At 43.1% G+C, this 21125-nt stretch carries 19 protein-coding genes and 3 pseudogenes; 14 read left to right on the top strand and 8 right to left on the bottom strand.

What is annotated here, in order from left to right:
• Positions 1-27: 27 nt before the first annotated feature.
• Complete coding sequence (locus tag FKN08_RS09045) at positions 28-2001, bottom strand: acetoacetate--CoA ligase (RefSeq protein WP_170891914.1); 1974 nt, start codon at positions 1999-2001, stop codon at positions 28-30.
• A gap of 222 nt (positions 2002-2223) precedes the next feature.
• On the opposite strand from FKN08_RS09045, the gene phhA reads away from it, so the two are divergent.
• Complete coding sequence (gene phhA, locus FKN08_RS09040) at positions 2224-3018, top strand: phenylalanine 4-monooxygenase (RefSeq protein ID WP_005391119.1); 795 nt, start codon at positions 2224-2226, stop codon at positions 3016-3018.
• Complete coding sequence (locus FKN08_RS09035) at positions 3008-3346, top strand: 4a-hydroxytetrahydrobiopterin dehydratase (protein ID WP_005375563.1); 339 nt, start codon at positions 3008-3010, stop codon at positions 3344-3346. Before phhA ends, FKN08_RS09035 begins: the two co-directional genes overlap by 11 nt.
• A gap of 70 nt (positions 3347-3416) precedes the next feature.
• Here FKN08_RS09035 and FKN08_RS09030 read toward each other — a convergent pair whose 3' ends face one another.
• On the bottom strand, positions 3417-5186 hold the full coding sequence (locus tag FKN08_RS09030; protein ID WP_170891913.1) for a choice-of-anchor I family protein: 1770 nt from the start codon (positions 5184-5186) through the stop codon (positions 3417-3419).
• Positions 5187-5385: 199 nt separating this feature from the next.
• Between FKN08_RS09030 and FKN08_RS09025 the strand changes: the two genes are divergently transcribed.
• On the top strand, positions 5386-5730 hold the full coding sequence (locus FKN08_RS09025; protein WP_170891911.1) for a HopJ type III effector protein: 345 nt from the start codon (positions 5386-5388) through the stop codon (positions 5728-5730).
• A gap of 38 nt (positions 5731-5768) precedes the next feature.
• Here the strand turns inward: FKN08_RS09025 and FKN08_RS09020 are convergent, their stop codons facing one another.
• The gene (locus FKN08_RS09020) at positions 5769-6077 is read right to left on the bottom strand and encodes a cysteine-rich CWC family protein (RefSeq protein ID WP_080955956.1); all 309 of its coding nucleotides are present in this window, start codon (positions 6075-6077) and stop codon (positions 5769-5771) included.
• A 142-nt stretch (positions 6078-6219) separates the two neighbouring features.
• On the opposite strand from FKN08_RS09020, the gene FKN08_RS09015 reads away from it, so the two are divergent.
• Both FKN08_RS09015 and FKN08_RS09010 read left to right on the top strand, forming a co-directional pair.
• Positions 6220-6435, top strand: a complete 216-nt coding sequence (locus FKN08_RS09015; RefSeq protein WP_170891909.1) for a DUF3820 family protein — start codon at positions 6220-6222, stop codon at positions 6433-6435.
• A 40-nt stretch (positions 6436-6475) separates the two neighbouring features.
• On the top strand, positions 6476-6721 hold the full coding sequence (locus tag FKN08_RS09010; protein ID WP_046873683.1) for a hypothetical protein: 246 nt from the start codon (positions 6476-6478) through the stop codon (positions 6719-6721).
• 139 nt (positions 6722-6860) lie between these two features.
• Here FKN08_RS09010 and FKN08_RS09005 read toward each other — a convergent pair whose 3' ends face one another.
• Positions 6861-7109, bottom strand: coding sequence for a hypothetical protein (locus FKN08_RS09005; protein ID WP_046873682.1), 249 nt, complete (start codon positions 7107-7109; stop codon positions 6861-6863).
• A gap of 786 nt (positions 7110-7895) precedes the next feature.
• Complete coding sequence (locus FKN08_RS09000) at positions 7896-9503, bottom strand: S8 family peptidase (RefSeq protein ID WP_170891907.1); 1608 nt, start codon at positions 9501-9503, stop codon at positions 7896-7898.
• 403 nt (positions 9504-9906) lie between these two features.
• Between FKN08_RS09000 and FKN08_RS23805 the strand changes: the two are divergent.
• A pseudogene (locus FKN08_RS23805) lies at positions 9907-10174 on the top strand (IS1-like element transposase); the annotation flags it as partial.
• Between the two features lie 249 nt (positions 10175-10423).
• Here FKN08_RS23805 and FKN08_RS08985 read toward each other — a convergent pair.
• Positions 10424-11608: a hypothetical protein gene (locus tag FKN08_RS08985; RefSeq protein WP_170891904.1), complete on the bottom strand. Its 1185-nt coding sequence runs from the start codon at positions 11606-11608 to the stop codon at positions 10424-10426.
• A gap of 513 nt (positions 11609-12121) precedes the next feature.
• Between FKN08_RS08985 and FKN08_RS08980 the strand changes: the two genes are divergently transcribed.
• The 5 genes and pseudogenes from FKN08_RS08980 (at position 12122) to FKN08_RS08960 (ending at position 17378) form a co-directional block, all read left to right on the top strand.
• Entirely contained in the window at positions 12122-14146 is a 2025-nt protein-coding gene (locus tag FKN08_RS08980) for a PHP domain-containing protein (RefSeq protein ID WP_170891902.1), read from the top strand.
• A complete protein-coding gene (locus FKN08_RS08975) occupies positions 14127-14426 on the top strand; it encodes a hypothetical protein (RefSeq protein WP_053313657.1) in 300 nt (99 codons plus the stop codon). The genes FKN08_RS08980 and FKN08_RS08975 overlap by 20 nt, the downstream gene beginning before the upstream one ends.
• Positions 14427-15089: 663 nt before the next feature.
• Positions 15090-15467 (top strand): hypothetical protein, encoded by a 378-nt coding sequence (locus FKN08_RS08970; protein WP_053808948.1) that lies wholly within the window; start codon positions 15090-15092, stop codon positions 15465-15467.
• A gap of 146 nt (positions 15468-15613) precedes the next feature.
• A pseudogene (locus FKN08_RS08965) lies at positions 15614-15796 on the top strand (IS5/IS1182 family transposase); the annotation flags it as partial.
• A 244-nt stretch (positions 15797-16040) separates the two neighbouring features.
• On the top strand, positions 16041-17378 hold the full coding sequence (locus tag FKN08_RS08960; RefSeq protein WP_170891900.1) for a serine hydrolase domain-containing protein: 1338 nt from the start codon (positions 16041-16043) through the stop codon (positions 17376-17378).
• Between the two features lie 37 nt (positions 17379-17415).
• Here the strand turns inward: FKN08_RS08960 and FKN08_RS08955 are convergent.
• A pseudogene (locus FKN08_RS08955) lies at positions 17416-17931 on the bottom strand (linear amide C-N hydrolase); the annotation flags it as partial.
• 301 nt (positions 17932-18232) lie between these two features.
• Here FKN08_RS08955 and FKN08_RS08950 point away from each other — a divergent pair.
• Complete coding sequence (locus tag FKN08_RS08950; protein WP_249373397.1) at positions 18233-19234, top strand: hypothetical protein; 1002 nt, start codon at positions 18233-18235, stop codon at positions 19232-19234.
• A gap of 122 nt (positions 19235-19356) precedes the next feature.
• Here the strand turns inward: FKN08_RS08950 and FKN08_RS08945 are convergent, their stop codons facing one another.
• Positions 19357-20163 carry a sulfite exporter TauE/SafE family protein gene (locus FKN08_RS08945; protein ID WP_170891896.1) on the bottom strand — a complete coding sequence of 269 codons (807 nt, stop codon included), beginning with the start codon at positions 20161-20163 and terminating at the stop codon, positions 19357-19359.
• A 122-nt stretch (positions 20164-20285) separates the two neighbouring features.
• Here FKN08_RS08945 and FKN08_RS08940 point away from each other — a divergent pair, with 122 nt between their 5' ends.
• Together FKN08_RS08940 and FKN08_RS23800 are read left to right on the top strand one after the other, a co-directional pair.
• Positions 20286-20930, top strand: a complete 645-nt coding sequence (locus FKN08_RS08940) for an AraC family ligand binding domain-containing protein (RefSeq protein WP_282136963.1) — start codon at positions 20286-20288, stop codon at positions 20928-20930.
• Positions 20931-20944: 14 nt separating this feature from the next.
• Positions 20945-21079, top strand: coding sequence for a helix-turn-helix domain-containing protein (locus FKN08_RS23800; RefSeq protein ID WP_345739912.1), 135 nt, complete (start codon positions 20945-20947; stop codon positions 21077-21079).
• Positions 21080-21125 lie beyond the last annotated feature (46 nt).

Below are 21125 nucleotides of genomic sequence, written 5' to 3'. Positions count from 1 at the left end.
GTTCTCTAACAACCAAGTGTTTTGAGGTTATTTTGGGGCGACTATCCTGCGGATCTCCTCCAATACTTCAGGATTGGCTATTGCGCCTAAATTTTCTACACTCCGATTGTTAACGACTTGCTTAACGGCTAACTCAACCAGTTTACCCGAACGGGTCTTAGGTATATCGCTTATTGCGTAAATCGCACTAGGTACATGCCTTGGAGAACATGCAGACTTTAGCTGTGCTTTGATGGAAGCGATCATCTCGTCATTGAGCTCTACCCCTTTGACTAATTGGACAAACAGCCATATTTGTTCGTTGCGATCGACTTCTTTTCCTACTGCGATCGAATCTAGAATACCGTCTATACAGTTCACTTGCTGATAGATTTCGGCCGTGCCGATTCTTACGCCACCGGGATTCAACGTGGTATCACTTCGACCATAAAACACGTATCCCCCAACGCTGGTCTGTTCAACATCATCGCCGTGGTGCCAAATATTGTCGAATTTATCCCAATAAGCGCGATGATATCTCTCACCGGTGTCGTTCCAAAAGCCAGCAGGGAAGTTGGGTAATGAATTGGCACAAACCAACTCACCGCGCTCTCCCATTACGCTATTACCTTGTGGGTTAAAGACTCGGACATCGACCCCTAACCCTGCTGATTGGCACTCTCCCCGATAAACGGGAGAAATAGGGTTGCCTAATACAAAGCAGCCACAAATGTCTGTTCCGCCAGAAATCGAGGCGAGGTGTACATCTTCTTTAATGTGCTGATAGACATAATCAAACTGTTCTGGATACAGAACAGAGCCAGTCGAACAAATGGTTTTCAGACTTGAAAATGCATCACTTTTCTGCGGAGAAAAAGATGCTTTTTCCAGCGCCTCTAGGTATTTTGCTGAGGTTCCAAATAGTGTCACTTCGGCTTGTTCTGCGAGGTCCCAGAGCACATTATGAGTGGGGTAAACAGGGCTACCATCAAAAATCACCAAACATGCACCGCTCGCGAGTGAAGAAACGTGCCAGTTCCACATCATCCAGCCGCAGGTTGTGTAGTAAAACACTCGGTCGTTCGGTTGAATATCGCAATGCAGTTGATGCTCTTTCAAGTGATTAAGCACCGTTCCGCCGACGGAATGAACGATGCATTTCGGTTTGCCTGTTGTGCCTGAAGAATAGAGCACAAATAGCGGATCGTTAAAATTCACACGAGTAAAAGTCAGCGCTTCGGGGGTGTATTGATTCAGGACATTTTGCCAATCTTGGGTGCAGACATCGCATTCAAAAATGTGTGGTTTAAGGTAGCTAATTTGGCAAACTTGTTTAAGACCATCAAGATGATCCGCAATATGCTGGTTTTTCTCAGACATATCGAAAGTTTTGCCATTGAATGTATAGCCATCACAAGTAAACAGGATTTTGGGTTTCACTTGACCAAAGCGCTCCAAAACGCTTTCGACGCCAAAATCAGGTGAGGTGGAAGTCCAGGTCGCCCCTAAACTGGTGGTTGCTAGCATAGCTATCACCGTTTGAGGTAGGTGAGGCAAATAACCAGCGACGACATCACCTTGCTTAATTCCACATTCTTTCAACCATTGCTGCACACTCGAAACTTCTTCGCACAATTGTTTCCAGGTGTAGGTCTGTTTTTCTTCACGTTCATTTTCAAACCAAATCGCGAGATCATCGGGTTGGTGACACGCGTAGGTTAGCAAATTTTCGGCGTAGTTAATTTGCGCGTTTGGGAACCATTTTATATCCCTATTTTCAACAGGTTGCTGCCAGCGACTTTCTGCTCGCTCTTTTTTGGTCTCTCCCTGAGTGCCAATGACGTCGCAGAATAGCCAAACTTCCTGCCAAAATTTTTCTACATGATCGAGTGACCATTGATGCAGATCAGCGAAGCTTTCAAGGGTATTTCCTTGTCGATTAATGTGTTCAATAAACTGTGTAATGTTGGCTTCTTCGATACGACTTTCGCTCGGTTGCCATACTTTGCTGCTCTCGCGCATAGGTCCCTCTATAACAAAGTGATAACAGGTTTTAGTGTGAGAGGAATACACGATAAAGTCAAACAAGCCAGATATTATATCGTGTCATAAAAATCATGCAGTTACGATGCGTTGTAAACAATATGTTACATCGAGTCGATACTGAGAAAATCGTGTAGGGATTGGAAGCTCTTAAGACTGAAGATAGGCTTAATGTAAAGGATTTGTTAATGGAGATGTGCCATGACTCAGTATCGTTCTAAACCCGTAAACCAGGAAGGCAGGGTTGAATGGAGCCGTGAAGAAGACGCCATTTGGCGAGATTTGGTAACACGACAAATGGGTGTGATCCAAAACAGAGCTTGTAAGGCTTACTTACACGGTTTAACGCTGCTTGATTTACCTCAAGACCGCGTTCCTCAATTGCCAGAAATTAATCGTGTCTTGATGGAGACAACAGGTTGGCAAGTGGAGCCCGTTCCCGCGCTTATTGATTTCGACCGATTTTTTAATCTACTCGGTAATAAGCGCTTTCCAGTCGCCACATTCTTGCGTACCAGAGAAGAGTTCGATTACTTGCAAGAGCCGGATTTCTTCCATGAAATATTTGGTCATTGTGCGATGTTAACCAACCCAGATTTTGCTGCATTTACCGAACATTATGGTCAACTAGGGCAAGCCGCTACACCAAAACAAAGAGCGTATCTCGCTCGTCTCTACTGGTTTACCGTAGAATTTGGCTTGGTGAAAGAAGGGGACAAAACCAAAATTTACGGTGGTGGTATTCTCTCATCTCCTGGCGAAACCCTCTACGCATTAGAGAGTGATGTAGCAATTCGCGACCCATTTGAATTACAAACTGTGCTGAGAACGCCTTATCGTATCGACATCATGCAACCGAAGTACTACGTGATTGATGACTTTTCTCAGCTCTTTAAAATCAGTCAGTTAAATTTATTGAAACAAGCCGATCTAGCGATTGAAGCTGGACTGCTTCCTCCACTTTTTGAACCAAAGGAACCTGCTCATGTTGAATGAACAAAAATGCGAAGCTTGTAGTATCGATGCCATTGCACTAAGCAAAGAAGAACAACAATCTCTGCTGCTGCAATTGTCTGATTGGCAGATCATTGAAAGAGAAGACATACCTCAACTAGAAAAGGTGTATAAATTTAAGAACTTCAAACAAGCATGGGCTTTCAGTAACAAAATCGCGGAACTGGCAGAAGATGAGTTCCACCATCCTTCTATTTTGTTGGAGTGGGGTAAGGTCACCGTAACGTGGTGGAGTCACTCGATCAAAGGTCTGCATAAAAACGATTTTATCTGCGCATCAAAGTGTGACGCACTAGCATCGGCAGAGTAGGACATTACCTCATACAAAAAACGCCCGGCTTACGTCGGGCGTTTTGGTTCTAAATGACTTTTACATTACTTTATAGATTGATTCGGAAGACGGATGTCGTGCCCGATACCTCATTGCCAACGACGATAAAATGACCACCGTTACGGGTAAAGTAATTAATGGACTCTGGACCTAAATCGCCTGCTTTTGGATTGTATGTGTCGTTCATGCATTCGCCATCTTCGACTTCTGTACATACTGGCTGATTGTAATCACGGCGGTTTACGTAATGCATAAACTGCGCTTGTTTCGGGTCTGTGATGTCATAAATCATGATACCGCCTTGACGCTCCAAGCCGATAAACGCGTAATGACGACCGTTAATTTGTGCTACTTCAATCGCCTCTGGCTCAATACCTTTATCATCACTACGGTCATCGCCACTATTATTGTTATCGTTGGTGCTGTTGAAGTTCTTGCCTTCATTCAGCAGCGCGATAGTCGCGAAATCGTCACCACTATCGAAGACCAACTTGCCGTTTTCATCCCAAATCGAGAATGAACGCGCGCCAAATGATTGAACATTCTCTTGTGCAGAAAGCGTTTGTTCCGGCTTAATCACTTTTAAACGCGCGAGTTGTTTGTTGTCTTTTAGTGCCTCTGCCAATGGGTGTTCTGCTGCTACTTTCAGCTTCTTACCGCGCACTTCATCAATATGGCTTAAACAGCTCCCTTGCTCAGATGTGTATTGATCTGTACCAAGGTAATCGTCTTCATCCCACATAAAGCCAGCTTTGTCGCACAGTTCTTGAGTGGTTTTGAATCCGTACTCACGCCCGTCGCCTTCATTTGCCGATACGATGTAAGTACTCCCATTCACTGAGTAGTTGTCGATGGTGTCAGGCATAAATAAGCCAACCAGTTGTGGGTAGCTTTTCAAGTTCCCAATGATTTTGTCTTTGTTAGACGCATCGAGTTTAGCGTCCGACCAAGACTTCTCACCTAAGCCAACAATTCGCTCTACTGATTTGCTCTCTGGATTGACGATTGCCATGGCGTTATTTTCTTGTAGCGCGACATAGATTTTACCGTTATCTGCAAAAGTGAGGTATTCAGGCTCTAGATCTTGTGCGATGGTGGCGTTTGGCCCCGAAATACGCACATTCATTGGAAGCTCTGCTTTTCGTGAACCATCAAACTCGTTAAAGCCAATTTGTGTCACTTCTGCTTGAGAAACGCCAAGGTTCAGATCGATCAAAGTGACGCTACCTTCAGGATCGACGCTGTAATCGCTGTTTGGTTCGCCCTCATTAGCGGTTGCGATATATCGGCCATCTTTCGAGAAGCCTACCATGTCTGGCAATGCGCCTGTTGGAAACGTCATGACTAATGACAAATCGTCGGAGCGGTACAAACCAACAATACCTTTTGCTTGTTTGTTACGGTTTTCAATCGCAACCGCGATCAAACCATTAAATACGGCGACACTGTTTGCTGCGCCAATTTCAATGCCCGCTGCTTCGCCAGCGCTGTTGAGATTAATGAATGCGGTTTGCGTTGGTACGCCGTTGTCATCCATAGAAAGTACATCGACACGTTTTGCTTCAGCATTGACCACATAGAGCTTATCCGTACAAGCGTCATAACTGACGATTTCAGCTGCCGATGTGTCGAATGGGGCATCGGCAACGGATGTCCCGATAAACGTTAAACCTTGAATTGACCTTTCCCCGGCAACGGGTGCAGTGGTAGGTTTGCATTGTGTAGCGAATGAAGCCACGGTATCTTCGGGTTGTGATGAACACGCGATGGCAAGTGATGACAATGCGAGTACACCGATTGCCTTTAAAGGGGTGATCATGATATCTCCTTATCAATCCGATAGGTTGTCAATCAGCATGGGGTTTATGCTTCTGTCCATTTCCGCAATTGGAATGATGGAACGCTGAATGACGTGTGATTTGGTAAGGCTCTGAATATATGTATGATTGATGACTCTTATATTGGCTTTTTATGAAACTAATGTGTCATCAAAGTGATGAAGTAGGGATAGAGGAATAATGGAATTAAAATCGTTTTTAGATTTGTTGGCAGCTTCACCAGAGCAGGTCGAATTTGAAGCAACGATGGCGGTGATCGAAGAAAACTATACGTTTGAGCCAACCGCTTTTGTAAATGGTGAGACACAAAACAATGCAGGCGAGAACAACGGTTCGTGTAAGATCTTCGCTTTCGGTTTGCTAAACAACCTAGACAAAGAAGCGACGCTAGCCTGCTTTGGTCGCTTTTATCGTGAAGATGTATTGCAGCATCCAGAGAATAACGATCACCAGAATATTCGTAATTTTATGGTGACAGGTTGGGAAGGCATTAAGTTTGAAGCACCCGCTTTAACCGCTAAATAAACACCAGGCAGAAAACGCAGAACAGTAAGCCAGTCGTATTATGCGACTGGCTTTTTTTCTAGACATTTTCGGCACAAACACAACTGGTTGGCGCTTGGCTTGGGTAAATCACGGGTTTCAATAGTAAAGCACCAACAGGTTTCTTTGCCTGCGGCGATATCACAATGGGCTTGAGTCCCGCACTCAGGACAATTGTGCGTTGAATCTTTCCCTGCGATTTGTTCGATAATCGTATCTCGTTGGAGATCGGTTTTGTCTTTCCATTGGATGATTTCATCCATCGTTCGGTGACAACCAGAGCATATTCCGGCGTTATTTTTACATGCTGCTCGACAAGGTGACTTCATTGCTTTCTCGTTCCATTTTTTATGCCGCGTACTCTAGCACAAAGCGAGTCAAGGCCGCCAAAATAAACGTGAGTGCTATTTACTGGTGAGGAGAGGGCGGCAGTGATATTCTTGGACGAGTTACCTCAAATCTTTGTCACTTATGTTAGAAAAAGAAAACCTCATTAAACTCGCTAGAACGCAAATGCCATTTGGAAAATATGTAGGGCGAGTGTTAATCGACCTACCTGAAGAATACTTACTGTGGTTCGATAAAAAGGGCTGGCCAAGCGGCGAACTAGGGGATTTGCTCAAGCTGTGTTTAGCGCTCAAAATTGAAGGCTTAGATAGTGTCGTGAAGCCTTTGAAGCGTATGTAACCTGCCACAGAAACTCCCACTTTTAATGAAAAGACTTATTATGAATTTTGATATCGATGCACTGAAACACCACCAATTGGTCGAAGATGGTAAATTAGAGGGATGTTACATTCATCAGCCAGCTCAAGGTAGCCAGCAAGATGACAAAGCTGTTTTGGCAGAGCGCCAAGCGTTGGAAAAAATGGGGTATAAGGTAATACAGGTGAAAGCTAAAGGCGGGACAACAACGTTTGCTGAGGCGATGCAAAAGCTTGCGAAGGAAACTGGTCACCTGCCTAAGGAGTAAGCGAGTGCAACCTGCCACAGCCTCCCTAGTTCTTCCACGATACCATGTGTTTTCATCAAAAGAGCCAGACCGTTAGGCTGACTCTTTTTTGCTCCAAACCCGTTGAGAGCTTAAACATTGATCGTATCAATAAATTCCGTCAGTAGAGAAACCAGTTAGTTGCATAAATAACGAGAAGGACTAGAAGACCTAGAAGGAATGGGAAGGTTAGCATCATTGCGAACTTTTTCTTGAAGCTTGGTTTATCGAATACCACGCCTTCGGCCTCCCTTACTCTTCGCTCTTCATCAAAATGCCATTTAATAGCTAAGTAAGCTCCAATACCTAATACAATAAGCTTAAAAGCTCCTGCAAAGTACGGAAAGAAGTTAGCCCAACTGTCGTTCATTATCCATCTCTCTCAAATTAAATATGGGCTTTACGGTAGCAGAATCCAAGGCTCATGTTTAGTGCTCTCCCAATGTCAGGCGCCCTGGCTAGCACAAGCTTACAGCTCGAGTTAGCAGTCCACAACTCTCTTTGCAATATCCTTGGTTATTAATGATTTAATAGAAAAGGACTCGAACATTTATATCCAGAGGCGTGTCTGTATGGTTTGTAACGTCTTTGCCCCATTCCAATTTAGCTCGTTTGATCGTCTCTTTGCCTAATAGTTCCCATTTATAATGATCTTGCGTGGTGCAAGGCCCATTTCATCCAATGTTACCGTTGCCGCCCATCAACATGTGCAGTATAGGGTCTGAGTTTTGAGTGGATACAATCTTCTCGGGTTAGCCACCATATCGTTCACGATGACCAACAGCCAAGGTCAGGTCACGCGTTTGTCTCACAGCCCAAAAGTGCAAGTGAGAACCGCGGTCACAGTAAAGAATTTGTTTTGTATCATCTTGGGTTTGCCATCATGCCAAGATTTATGATGGAGAAAGAGTTAGCCCGAAGAGATTAAGTTCGCATCCTATTTGATGTACACGACTTGGAGAACCCGACTTATGCGGGTACTACTAATAGAAAGCTTCGATGCCGCTTCGAGTTGAGTTCTTGAAGAAAAAGGCCGGTGCGTTTGAATAGCGTCGAGCGTCTCCTCTCAAACACTGCATTCCCTAAAGCACAGTATACCCAAAAGCAAAGCCCACCAAAAGCGGGCTTTGTTCTCTTTTAGTAACGAGAATAACAACTAGTAGTAGTTAGCTTGAATGCTGACACCGCTATAGTTTGAGTAACCTTGAATCATGACGTGATAACGTCCACTTTGTGTCGCGCTGACCGTACATGTCTCATTGTTACCGTATTTGAAAGGTCGGCAGTCCCATGCGTTCAGTGCTGGTTTTGCACCAAAACGGAGATACAGGTCCGCATCACCGCTGCCACCATACATTTGTACGGTTAAGCGCTGCCCAGCTTCTACATCAACATAGTAATACGCGACTTGACCGGTTGAGCCACTTAAACCGCTCACTGGCACACCCGAGGTTAACTTACCTTCTGGATCCGGTGTTGGATCTGGGCCACCACAGTCTTGGCCACAATCAGCATCCGTTAAGCTATAAAGTAGCTTGTTCACGCTGCCTCTTGTATCCGTCACCTTTCCGCTAGTTGCGCGACTAACGATCAAGGCCTCTACTTGGCTTGGAGATAACGAACTGTTTTCTTGAAGATATAATGCTGCTACACCTGCCACATGTGGCGTCGCCATCGAAGTACCACTGATGGTTTTGTAACCACCGTCAAACCATGCAGATTTGATTTGTGAGCCTGGTGCAAACACGTCCACACAACTGCCCCAGTTTGAAAAACTCGAGCGTGCATCCGTGCTAGTAGTTGAGCCGACAGTCACACCAGTAGCAACGCGCGCTGGAGAGTAGTTACAAGCATCAGCATTCGAGTTACCTGCTGCTAGCATAAAGCTCACACCTGATTGAACCGCACTTTGCACTGCGCTATCTAGAGCAACAGATTGACCGCCACCTAAACTCATGTTGGCGACTGAAGGTCCGGAAGCGTTCGCAGCCACCCAATCCACACCGGCGATAACACCAGACGTAGACCCCGATCCGCTACAGCTCAATACTCTCACGCCGACAAGGTTGACGTTTTTCGCAACACCATACAAGCTGCCGCCAATGGTGCCCGCAACGTGTGTACCGTGTCCATTACAGTCACTTGCATCTGCATCATTATCGACAAAGTCATACCCAGAAACCGAGCGCCCACTAAACTCAACGTGTGCATTGTTCACACCAGTATCGATAACATAAGCCGTTACCCCAGTCCCATCAAAGTTGGCACTGTAGTTGTTATCGAGTGGCAAGTTACGTTGGTCGATTCGATCTAGTCCCCAAATGGCATTGGTTTGATTTGCATCTACCGAGACTATTGGGTCAAGCGATAGGATTCTGTCTTGCTCAATGTAGTCCACACGAGGATCAGAACGTAGATCTTGTAGCTGCTCAGGACTCAAGTTAGCGACAAATCCGCTGATCGAGTGGTCAAAAACCGACTCCACTTGTATCGAATACAAACCGGACATGCGGTCTACAGACTGCTGCGTGAATTGCTCGAATTCCGGTGAGCTGCTCGCCATCATTTGCGGTTGTTGAAATACCACTATATATCGATCTGCAATGGCGATGTCGTCCGGTGCAAGCATCAAAGTGGCAGGCAATGTGTCGGGAGCTTGTTGTAACTCTGCACTGTCCGCAATCTCATTGGGTTGCGAAAAAGCGAGAGAAGAATGAAAACAGAGCGCGGAGGTGATACAACAACTTAGTAGTTTCTTTAACATAAAATGTTCCTTGAAATCATAGTCTTGTTGATTTTACCTAGTACCAAACTGTCAACACGAAAACACAGACAATCAGCGTAGTACGCTCAATACGTGCTGCAGTGACGTTACACAAATCAAACTAGACAATGAGTAATCATATGCATAATTGATAATAATTCGCATACTCAGAAACATGATCAATAACTAAGCTTTATTGAAATTGAAATGCAAAGATTCATTTAGATTTAGAGCAAAGTCCCTAAAATAGAATAATTCTACACACCTGGCTTATTGCCTGTTATATGCACTATTCTTACCGATAATTTACGCAATAAAAACCTAACTATCCTTTCATTGGTCATGACTCAAATTGGTTGATAGATGTTAATATAGCCACCTGATTTCTAATGTTTTTTAACTCATGGCTACTATCCAAGTTCAATGTCGTTTCTGTAATAAAACAGAGCCCGTCCGTGAACATGGAAAAGGGCATTCTGGCTTTCCTCGTTTCAGCTGTATCGAGTGTCGAAAGGGCTTTGAACTCGATTAAGTTTACGAAGCCCGCAAGCCAGATGTAAAAGAAAAAATTGTCGATATGTCAATGAATAGCTCTGGAGTTAGGGAAACAGCACAAGTGTTGAATGTCGTATACAACACGGTATTGAGCACTTTAAAAAATCTCGCCAAGGTAAGTAACCTCAATACCTTTCGATAGAGCAAATATAAGACTAATTTGTAAACTTGAAAGGCTAGCTGCATTGGTTGAGGAATATGAGGAAAAACACTTCCCCATTTAAGAACTGCAACACACCTTTTCCCCATTCCGTGCCAGTGACGCTCAACCTCACAAATCACAGTGAGGTGGTTTGACCTACTTTCACTTATCTGTGTAGTGTCTGGTAAGTCGGAGGACTATCATCTTATGCTTTTAAACGTCGTTAATTTTCATACGCATTTAGCGCTTGCAGCAGCAAAGGTTTAACGATGGGGTAAATTTGATTTAAACGCAACTGGTAGAAATCAAACGCTTCTTTCCAAGACTCCTCGTTCTGCCAGTCAAGAGTTATTACAGGTAGCGAGATTTTTAGCTTCTCTGGGACAAATTCAGAGTCCTCCGGCAATAGTGGCATCAATGACTCTCGCCTAGCATACAGGTACTCAAACAAGTATTGTCCAAGTGCGTCATTTCTGAATCTCACAAAGACACCCACCTCATTGGGTTTAGATCGGTAAGTTGTTATCCAACTATTGTGTGCCCTTGGTGGTAACTCGAACCATAAGTGCCCCTTAGTCGAAGGGGTTGGTAACCTTACACTAGTGTCATCAAGCTCAAGATAATCAAGCAATGCACTCCAATACTCATAGGATTGACCAGAACCTTTGTTTGTGGCTGATTCATTTTGCTCGTTGTTGGATTCAAGTTTCTCAGTAACTTCACTACTTACTTGATTAATCAAAATCACTCGGCGCTCAGTAATTTCAGTTTTGCGCATCACTTGAGGATTCACGAGTAGTTGTTCGCCTGGCATGTGGAAGATCTGCACTTCAACCATGGCAAAAGAAAACTCCATTGATGCATAGGTATTAAGAAAGTCCTTTATCTCAAAAGCCCCCTCTCGAATACCATCACCCACGACCAATAATAAGAAGCGGCCTTTTGAGAGGTTTCGCTGGACTGTATCAATGAATGAGGCTTCTAATACTTCATGGCCATCCGCCTTAACCAATTCAAAAAGCGACAGACCACCATTAATTGCACAAACCTTAGTATCAAGTTCGTCGTAGCTCCAATTCATCAAGTCTTTAGCGTAATCGAGTATCTGTCCAATCACTTCTCTACGAGATTGAGGATTCCGATAGAGTTTGGTTTCCGCGATGACCAATCGGCCCGATGGCGTCACATAGATGCAGTCCACTCGACCCGACTTAGTGGCAAGCTCCATACACACTGGTACCGCACCGGTATAGTCCGCATCAATCTCATAAAAGGGTAATAGGTCAGCGTTGGCAAAGATAAGTTGCTGTAACCACTTCTCATCGTAGGTACCTGTTGCCTGCAACTCGACTCGTTGAAGCCTCTGAACGCTGCTTTCGGGGGATACGATGATTGGACCATTGCTCATGAAAGAACTCCGTTGCGACCTAAAAACGCTGAGAAAAACAAACCGTAAGGTTAGCCTAACTTATTACTTTACGGCGTTTACGAAGTCTCATTTTGCTACTTTGACTTGCTTACTTCATTAGTCAGCAAGCAGTGCAGCACGATCACCGCTAGCACGTCTTTGCCCCTTTGTACGCTAGACCTTTTACTCATTCACATGCTGTTAATGTGTGTTTGCTTTACCAAAACTTATCCATTCTTATAGCGCTGTTCACTGCTAACCCTACGGGGGTAAATCTCAGCATGGTTATAGGGTTTGATACAAAGCAAGCCACAGCTAATGCAATAAAGTTATTATGCAATTAGTTTAAATTACTGATAATGTGGATGGTGGTTCAATGTTAGCCAATGTACAGAGCGTTATGTCGTTTTTTGAGCATGGAAGGGCCGTTCAGCATACTCAATTTCATAACTAAATCAACATAGATAGCTATCAGTGTTGGGGTTATCTTTTCATTAATATGCGGAGTTAAACTTGAAAAAAATTGATCTCCACTTGCACACAGTTTCAACAATTAGCGATGCTGATTTTACATTTTCATTATCTAAGTTGTGTGAGTATATTTCGACGGCAAAACTGGACGCAATAGCTATCACAAATCATGATATGTTCGATTTAGAACAATTTTATCAAATTGATAGTGCTGTCGATTGCGTAGTGTTTCCAGGAATAGAAATTAATCTCGACAATGGTCACGTTCTTCTTATCTCAGAAAATCAAGACCTAGAAGACTTTCAGCTCAAGACTATGGAGGTTACTAAAAGAATCAGAAATATTGGTGATTCTATATCTACAAGTGACCTGCATGAAATCTTTGGCGATCTTAATAAATATTTGATTATTCCTCACTACGATAAAAAGCCATCTCTATCAAAGCGTAGCCTTAGTGAGCTAAGCGATTACATTTCAGTTGGAGAGGTTGATAGCCCTAAAAAGTTTATTCGTCTTTGTAAAGACGACTCTGAATTAACACCTGTTTTATTCAGTGACGTAAGGATCAAAGAAGGGTTGCGTACATTTCCTCCACGTCAAACTTATATCGATTGTGGGGAGGTTACCTTAAAGTCAATTAAATCGAGTTTGAGGGACAGAACAAAAGTTGCACTGTCAGAATCTGATGGTAACCGACTTTTTCAAGTCTTTGACGATGGTCTGCATTTGTCTACTGGTCTTAATATCATTCTTGGAATGCGTTCTTCGGGTAAGACTGTTACGCTTAACCGAATTCACCAAGAGTGTGAGAATGTAAAATATATACCTCAATTTTCTCTCGTTCAGCGGGATGATGCTAGTTATGATAGAGAGTTTAATCAGGGACTTGCTAGAGAAAAAAGTAATTTTTCGGACAAGTATCTGAGCGCCTTTAAGGGCGTGCTGGATGATGTAATCGACATCGACATCGAGCAAAACAGACGTAAGGTATCTGACTACCTCGACAGCTTGATGAAACTAGCTGACGATGCAGGAAAACGTGATGCATTTTCAAAATCCTCTCTGTTTAATGAAAGCCTTTTTGATATCACTGATGATAAAGGTCTCAGTGATCTTATCAACTCTACTCGACTGCTCATTGATAATACAGAGTACAGAGCTGTCATTGATAAACATGTTAACTTAAATGGGCTAAAAGCACTTATTTGTGAGCTTATAAAAATATTCCGAAGCAAGAGTCTTGATAGGAAAAAGAAAGGCGTAGTCAACGATATAGTGAGAGATGTAAAGAATAAACTTCAACTTCGCTCATCATCAACACAAATTAAAGATGTTGATTTATACAAAGTAATTTCGGAACACCAAAAGGTTAAAAGATTTAATGAGATCACAAAGCTCTTGCAAGAAGATAAAGTAATTCAAAAAGAGTATGTGCAAAATTTTACAGTTATTTGTAAGCAACGTCCTTTTAATGGTGCTGGTGAAGTAAAAAACGTTAGTGGAGTGAAAACCGCTTTTAAAGATGCGTTTGACCAATATCTATCACCATATAACTATTTAGTTGAGTTGAGAAATAACGAGGCTTTGACTCCATCTGAATTATATAAATATTTTACGTGTATAGAGTATGAAATCCTAAACAAAGATGGCTTTGCGGTTTCTGGAGGTGAAAGGTCTGAATTTAGATTACTTCAAGAAATTAAAGATGCACAGAATTTCGACTATTTGCTGATAGATGAACCCGAATCATCTTTTGATAACCTATTCTTAAAAGGTGAGGTAAATCAGATTCTTAAAGATCTTTCTAAGACAATGCCTGTTGTTGTCGTAACCCACAACAATACTGTAGGAGCCTCTATAAAACCTGATTATATAGTTTATACATCTAAGGAAATTGAAGATGGAAAAATCATATACCGCAGGTATTCTGGGCATCCATCAAATGTCCACCTAAGTTCTGTTGATGGGAAATCAATAGACAATTTTGACATAACAATGAATTCTCTAGAAGCTGGCGAGAATTCTTATAATGAACGAAGAGGCGGATATGCAAGCATTAAAAATTGATAATAACCAAGGTTACTTCTTAAAAGATGACGATACTTATGAAGTTATTGACAAGCTTGATAAGACAGCCTTGCTTCATTTGGTAAACCTATCCTTGGAAGATGATTTTTCAATTGAAGATTACGATGAGGCCAAAATTAGAAATCAGGCTCATGCGATTATTTATAAAAGTGTAAGCGAAAAGTTGTTAGATTTATTTGAAAAACGTCAACAGTTTAAAGATGAATCCGAAGGCCTCTATAGGGAGGAATATGAAAAATATAGTGTTGAGAGCCTATAATAATCTTCTAAGTTTTACTTAATCAGACAGAGTCTTTAGCTAGCGCAAGTTTACTGCTTGCGTTGGCTCTCATACCTATTTTTCATACCCATGGTTATTCATGGTTTGCTAAATAAGTAATGTCACTGACACGGAAATGTCCAAAATTTTGTTACACATATGTCCGCTATGTTGTCCGCTATGTCTTCTAGAGGATTAATTGGGGTGTGGTAATTTTACAACGTTGGATTTGGGTTATTGTTAAAGTTTGCAGACTTTTGATGCAATGTTATGCGAACTTATGTCGCAAGTAGTCCTTTAACTCGTTGATAGTTGGTTCACACTATGAAGACTTATCTTGCAAGCATCACAGCTCCTGCTTTACCCCTACTTATCAAGTAATTACCCTACAAATATAGCTCAGAAAGCGATTGGTACTAAATAGTGGTACTAAACATGCGCTATCTTACTCAACGTTCTTCTTCAGGTATCTGGTACTTCCGTTATCAAATTCCCGCCCGATTTCGATCTTTTTTCCCAAATGGGCGTGAAATAAAGAAATCGCTATCCACTCGTTCACTCAATACTGCTAGATTAAAAGCATCTAAATTGCAGCAGGTCATATGGGAGAGAATGGAGTTGTTAGAAAAGCACAGCAGTGATTGACGCAAGGTGAGAAGCACAGTGCTTAATCACGCACCTTTAGATGATGCCTACATTTCGCAACAGCTAAATGCCATCAAACGGCAAACTCTCTCGAAGCTATCGACCTATATTCAGTTGCTTGAGCGCAACCCCAACTTGTTGAGAGCACAGAAACAGCGTATTGAGTTGCGCAAGAGTGACAGCGACATTCCATCTATCGATATCATTGAGTCGATCTATCCACGCGACGCCAACCCCATAGAGATCGCAGAGGAGCTAGTTTCGTTGAATGACTATGCTTTTGACTTGAACACGCTGCACTATCGTGAAGATATGAAGAATATTCACATAGCGATGGGACAGTTTTATCGAGACTATCAGCGTTGTCTAGACTCGCTGAAACAGCTGGCTCATTAGTACGGCTCCAGTGTTGGTATCTTGAACACCAGTCAGTGCAACAAAAATGTGTATCGTCGAGGAGAGTTTGCGATCAAATAGCAATACGGGTTCTTCATCTCTCTGCCTGAATTAACTCCGACACAATATGCTGATAAATTTCATAAAAGCGGTATAGATATCACAAACGTTCACTCTCTGAAACATTGATGTATCGAGTTAAACAGTTGCTAGGAGGGCAACTGAGCTTAAGAAATTACAATGCACAGGTGGGTGAAACTTACGCGATGATAAAAGCGTTGAACAAGCTTACAGGGTTAGGTATGCCTGAAACTTATCGTCTTGACTAAGAAATACACGAAATGGGGCAGCTCTGTCTCTAAACTTAATTACGCAACAAAGCCGTTTTTGAATGATCAAGTCCTCTGAATACGAGTTGGGATATTGTTCCTTAATACTTAGGATTAACCATAGACTCACACTCTATTGCTATTGCTATTGGTAAAGTAGAAACAATACTCGCCTCTTATGCTTTTTTATTCTTTGGAGTAGTGATCAAAGCCACCATGAATAGAAACTAGGAACCTTTAAATAATGAAAATGTCAGAAACACCTTTAGTGATTGCCTTGTGTACGGCTTTTGCCGCATTGCCATCAATGTCTGCGCTTGCAACAAGCGACCTTTATATCAGTGGTATCACAGAGCAAACGACGCCAATTTCCAAGGCAAAAGAGCCACTTTCATTTCAAGAAGCTCAAACAATCCGTAATCGTTTTAGTGTGCCAAATTGGCAGGCTGCTGGTGACGATGGCGTGTATATTAATATGCATTTTTCTTCTTTCTTCCCAGTGGATACCGTGCTTCCAACGCATCCTGTACGAGATTTAGAGCGTGATATTAAACCTCAGCTTTCTAATTTGACATACCAATACAAAGATGGCTCTACCTCCAAAACACTTGATGAGTTTGTTCACAGCGACCAAAGCCGTGTGCAAGCGGTAATGATGGCTCATAAAGGTAAAGTCGTTTATGAAGCGTATCCTGGTATGAACCCTAATGATCAGCATATTTGGATGTCTACTTCGAAGACGACAGTGGGTACAGTCGCAATGATGCTTGCACAAGAAGGTGTGTTGGACCTAGATAAGCCAATCACTTCTTACGTGGCAGAGCTAAAGGGTACTGAATGGGAGAAAGTGAGTGTTCGCAACGCACTGAACATGTCTACAGCTCTTGATCTGGAAGAAACTACGGCCGCCTTCTCCGATCCAACTAGTTGGATTGAAAAGTTTTTTTCTTCATTGTTTACCCCTGTAGGTGATACTTGGATTGAAAAGTTAAAAACCGTTAAGCCGGTTGAGGGACTGAATCCAGGAGATAAATTCCAATACTCCACAGCTGTTACTCAAGCTTTAGTGTTAGCCGTTGAGCAAGCGACCAACAAAAAATGGGTAGATTTGTTTAATGAGAAAGTTTGGTCGAAGGTTGGTGTAGCCGGCCCGTACTCAGTGGGTCTTGCGGCAAATGGTACTGCGGTAGCGGGTGGCTTTAACAGTACAACACCAGAAGACATGCTTAAGTATGCGATGATCTATACCCCAAGCTGGAATAAGGTATCAGACTCTAAGGTTATTAGTGATGAACTGCTGAAAAATATTCAGACGCTAGGTCAACCAGAAGCATATCAAGGCACGACTGAGCAAGGCTACTCAGCTGATTGGTTCGGTGAGAAGGCAGAGCGTAACTCAGCGCAATGGGATGCAGTGTTTGCTGATGGCGCTATGTTTAAGCACGGTAATATGCACCAAGGCATTTACGTTGACCCAGCCCGAGACTTCGTTGCTATCGTTTTTGCGACCTCGCCGAACGACCGTGATGATCACGCCCCGGGTTACTTAAGAGAAGCAGCAAAGCAACTCTCAGGTAAATAAGTGTCTAGCGGCAAGTTGTTATGACTTGCCACTATATTTACTTGTCTAAGTCGACTTTTATCTTTTCGCCTTTTTCTAAGATCTCATACATATTCCACTCCTGATGAGACCAATTGTCTCCCCACTTATACTGGAATACAGTATCACCATTGGTTACATCAATGGTGACTTGATATTCAGTGGCATAGCCGGTCATTTCTCCATCAATTACTCTGTTATTAGCATCATGCGGTATGTTGTATGCGACAGAGGCTAATTTTAGCATCCCATTTATAGCGGACGTAGGCGCCTCTAATTGGTTTAGGAAATAATTAGCATGAAGATATCGGTCTTCAGGGTTGATTCTTCCCCTGTTTCCGTATTGGGTTTGGCTATCTACAGTAGAAAAGTCCAAATTAACATTGGGTCTCCAGTTCTCTTGATGCTTGGCAACAGATGGCTGGTTGGTCATCACAGCGTTAGCTTCTCCTCGATAGAGTTTCACACCATCTTTGTCATGCTCAATGATGAGTCTGTCTCCACTCGCATCAGTCAATGAGTAATGCAGTGTTGGCGCAACGAGTAGTGCATCGGATTGTGATCCGCACCTACGAAACTGGACATTTCACTAAGCGACTTTCTCATACCTAAAGTTATGCGCATTTTCGTAATTTAAGTGATTACTCTAAGTAACTTTTGTCCAAAAGCTTGCTGGCGTAGTTCAAAGCAGACACTTGCTTTGGGTTACTCGACTCCGAGTAACTTTATTGCTATGTTTCGCAAAATATATGGAGAATCTCCTGCGCGTTATTTTTCTAGATGCCGTGCAGAGTAATGTATTGATCGGCTGGGTAAAAATGAAAACCAAAATAATAATGTCGTTTCTACTCACTTCATTGTGTGTCAGTGTTAGCGCCAGTACGAATGAGCCGAAATACCATTCTGCGCTAACAGTCAAAACGGTATTCAGTGAAGACAGAGACAAGCCTGTGGAAGTCTACTACTGGTATCCCACAACGAACGGAAAAACCAACTTCACGTTTGGTAGGGGTAACATTTTTAAGTCAGTCGAAACGCAGTTAGATGCCCCTTTAGCAAGTGGAAAATTTCCCGTTGTGCTTTTGTCGCAGGGCGGAACACGGTCAGCATTTTCCCATAGTGGTTGGATAGCCTCGAGCCTGGCGCAACAAGGTTATGTCGTTGTTGTACCAAAGCCTCCTGCACCGAACGAAATCAATGCAGAAATGGCTGTTGATGAAATCACATTCAGAACCAGTGATTTGGTGCTTGGGCTGAACGAATTAAGTTCGGTCGGGATACTGTCCGGAGGCGTAGATACTGATGCAGTGCAGGGTGTCGGCTTTTTTCTGGGCGGGACATCTATGCTGATGCTCTCCGGAGCGCAAATAAGCCCGGAAAAATATCGAACATCGTGCCACAACGTCACCAATGTAGACTGTCATTGGTTACGTGAAAATAACGTTGATATTACCAACATCCCGGATCAAAAATTCCCCCGATTTCAGTCTGAAAGCAAACTGAAATCGGTCGTCGTTATCAACCCTGAGCTAACGAAAACTTTTGTCCATGAAACTCTGGCCTTGATGAACAATGCTATCACCGTGGTGACGCTTTCTGATCGGCTACATCCCGCACTGACACCAGCCGAATCACTTGTTGCTCTTCCCAATGTGACATTTCAAGAGATTCCCAGTGCGAGTCAGTTTAGTGCGTTCGCAGAATGTACTGAGCGTGGCATTAAAATTCTCGCATCAGAAGGGGAGGAAGCACTTTGCCAGGAGCGTGACGAGGTTTCCAGAAAGGATAATCACCAACAAATGTTGGATGTAATTCTGGCTGGCTTAACAAAGTCATAAGAGTGCAACAATGCGGAGCTTTCTTACACATTGTGTGCTTGGACCTGCAAAGCGAGAAGTAAGTTTTTCAGGCTTGTCCCCACAACATATTGCAAGACATACTGATGACTGTATTACTTGCCCTAATTAAGTACTTGTACCAGCATTTTAAAACTCAGAAGAACACACAAAATACCAACGATTTTCTTAAGAACTTTATTTGGGAAATACTCTGCACAACGCACGCCGAGGCTAGTAGTTAAGTAGCTACTAATGGAGAAGCTGAGCATTGCAGGAAGGTATATGTATCCTAATACTAAGTTGTTCCAATCTGTGTTTCCCCATCCGTTTAACATGTAACCGAGGCTTCCTGACAGCGCGATAGAGAAACCTATCGCAGCAGAGGTACCAATAGCACGTTTTACCTCAAAATTTTGCTGGACAAGATAGGGGATGATCAACCCCGCACCGCTTATAGAGACAAGTGCTGATACAGAGCCAATCACCGAGCCTACAGTGATATTACCGATAGCCCCATGTGGGTTAGGGTTGTACTCATTTTCAGTGTTGAGAAACATCTTATAAGCAACATACAACATGAATACGCTGAAAAAACCTGCCAGATAGATCCCCTGTAGATACGATGCTACGAATGTGGCGCAAAATGTTCCGACTAGAACTCCGCTCAACATTTTTACTACCATTGTCGAGTCTACATTCTCTTTTTTGTAGTGAGCGCGCATGCTGCCCAATGTTGTAATAATCATCGAAGCCATTGATGTCCCTAACGCAAGATGGACCACTTCTGTATCAGCTATTCCCTGTAGTGAAAACAGAAACGCAAAAATCGGGACGGCCATTCCACCACCACCCACACCAACGAGTCCAGCGAGAAAGCCAATGCCCAAGCCTGCTGTAATGTAATAGATAATAAAGATAGGTTCGTTCATGATGGTTCTGCCTTCGATAAAATGGTCGTTGCTAAAATGTTACTCGAACGCTAACTTGCTATGGTAACGTTAAGAGGACAGAAAATAATGAATAATGGCCAACATGGAATTGAGTAAATAAAGTGACAAACTCTGACTACAGCGAATGGAAAAATGGAGCCGCACTGATCGCTAAGGAGTGGCAGCATGAAAGGAGCGACTTCAACCATTTGGAGCAACGGCCACATAATTGGCACAGTCATCATCGAGGCCAGCTACTGTGTATAGATGAAGGGCTAATACAGGTAAAAACCGATGAAGGAGCGTGGATACTACCACCTCACCGAGCTGGTTGGATCCCCCCGGGTGCGATGCACAGTGTTTATTTTTGTGGTTCTCTGAAAGGTCGTTCATTACTGTTTACTCCAGAGAGCTGTGAGCGGTTTCCAATGAGACCTTGTGTGATCCAAATGAGCGATGTGTTGAAAGCCCTATCGGTTAGGGCATCGATATGGAGCAAAACAGACGATCTATCCATACAGTCTTTACGTATTCTTGCCGTAATATCCGATGAAATCGTCAATAGCCCTCATGAGTCACTCCACATCCCACTGCCCAGAGATCCGAGACTGCAAAAAGTTACTCAAGCGATTTTAATAGACCCAAACAGCAAATATTCTGTGGAGCATTGGGCAAAGATCGGGGCAGTCTCATCTCGGACGTTAAGACGATTGATTCGAAGTGAGTTAAACATGAGTTTAGTGAATGGCGGCAACAAGCACTGCTAATACATTCGTTAGAAATGATGGCTCGCGGAGAATCAGTAGGAGCGGTTGCACATGCTTTGGGTTATTCGACACCCAGTAACTTTATCGCTATGTTTCGTCGGGTCTATGGTGATTCACCCACGCGTTACTTTTCGAGTCGTGGCATATAGTTGCCAAGAGCTTACCTAAATTAGGTTCGTTTTTATGTACTGAGGT

The organism is Vibrio sp. 1-2 (7-a), from assembly GCF_013048515.1.
GTDB classification, from domain to species: domain Bacteria; phylum Pseudomonadota; class Gammaproteobacteria; order Enterobacterales; family Vibrionaceae; genus Vibrio; species Vibrio diabolicus.
This window is presented reverse-complemented; position numbering and strand designations above follow the sequence as displayed.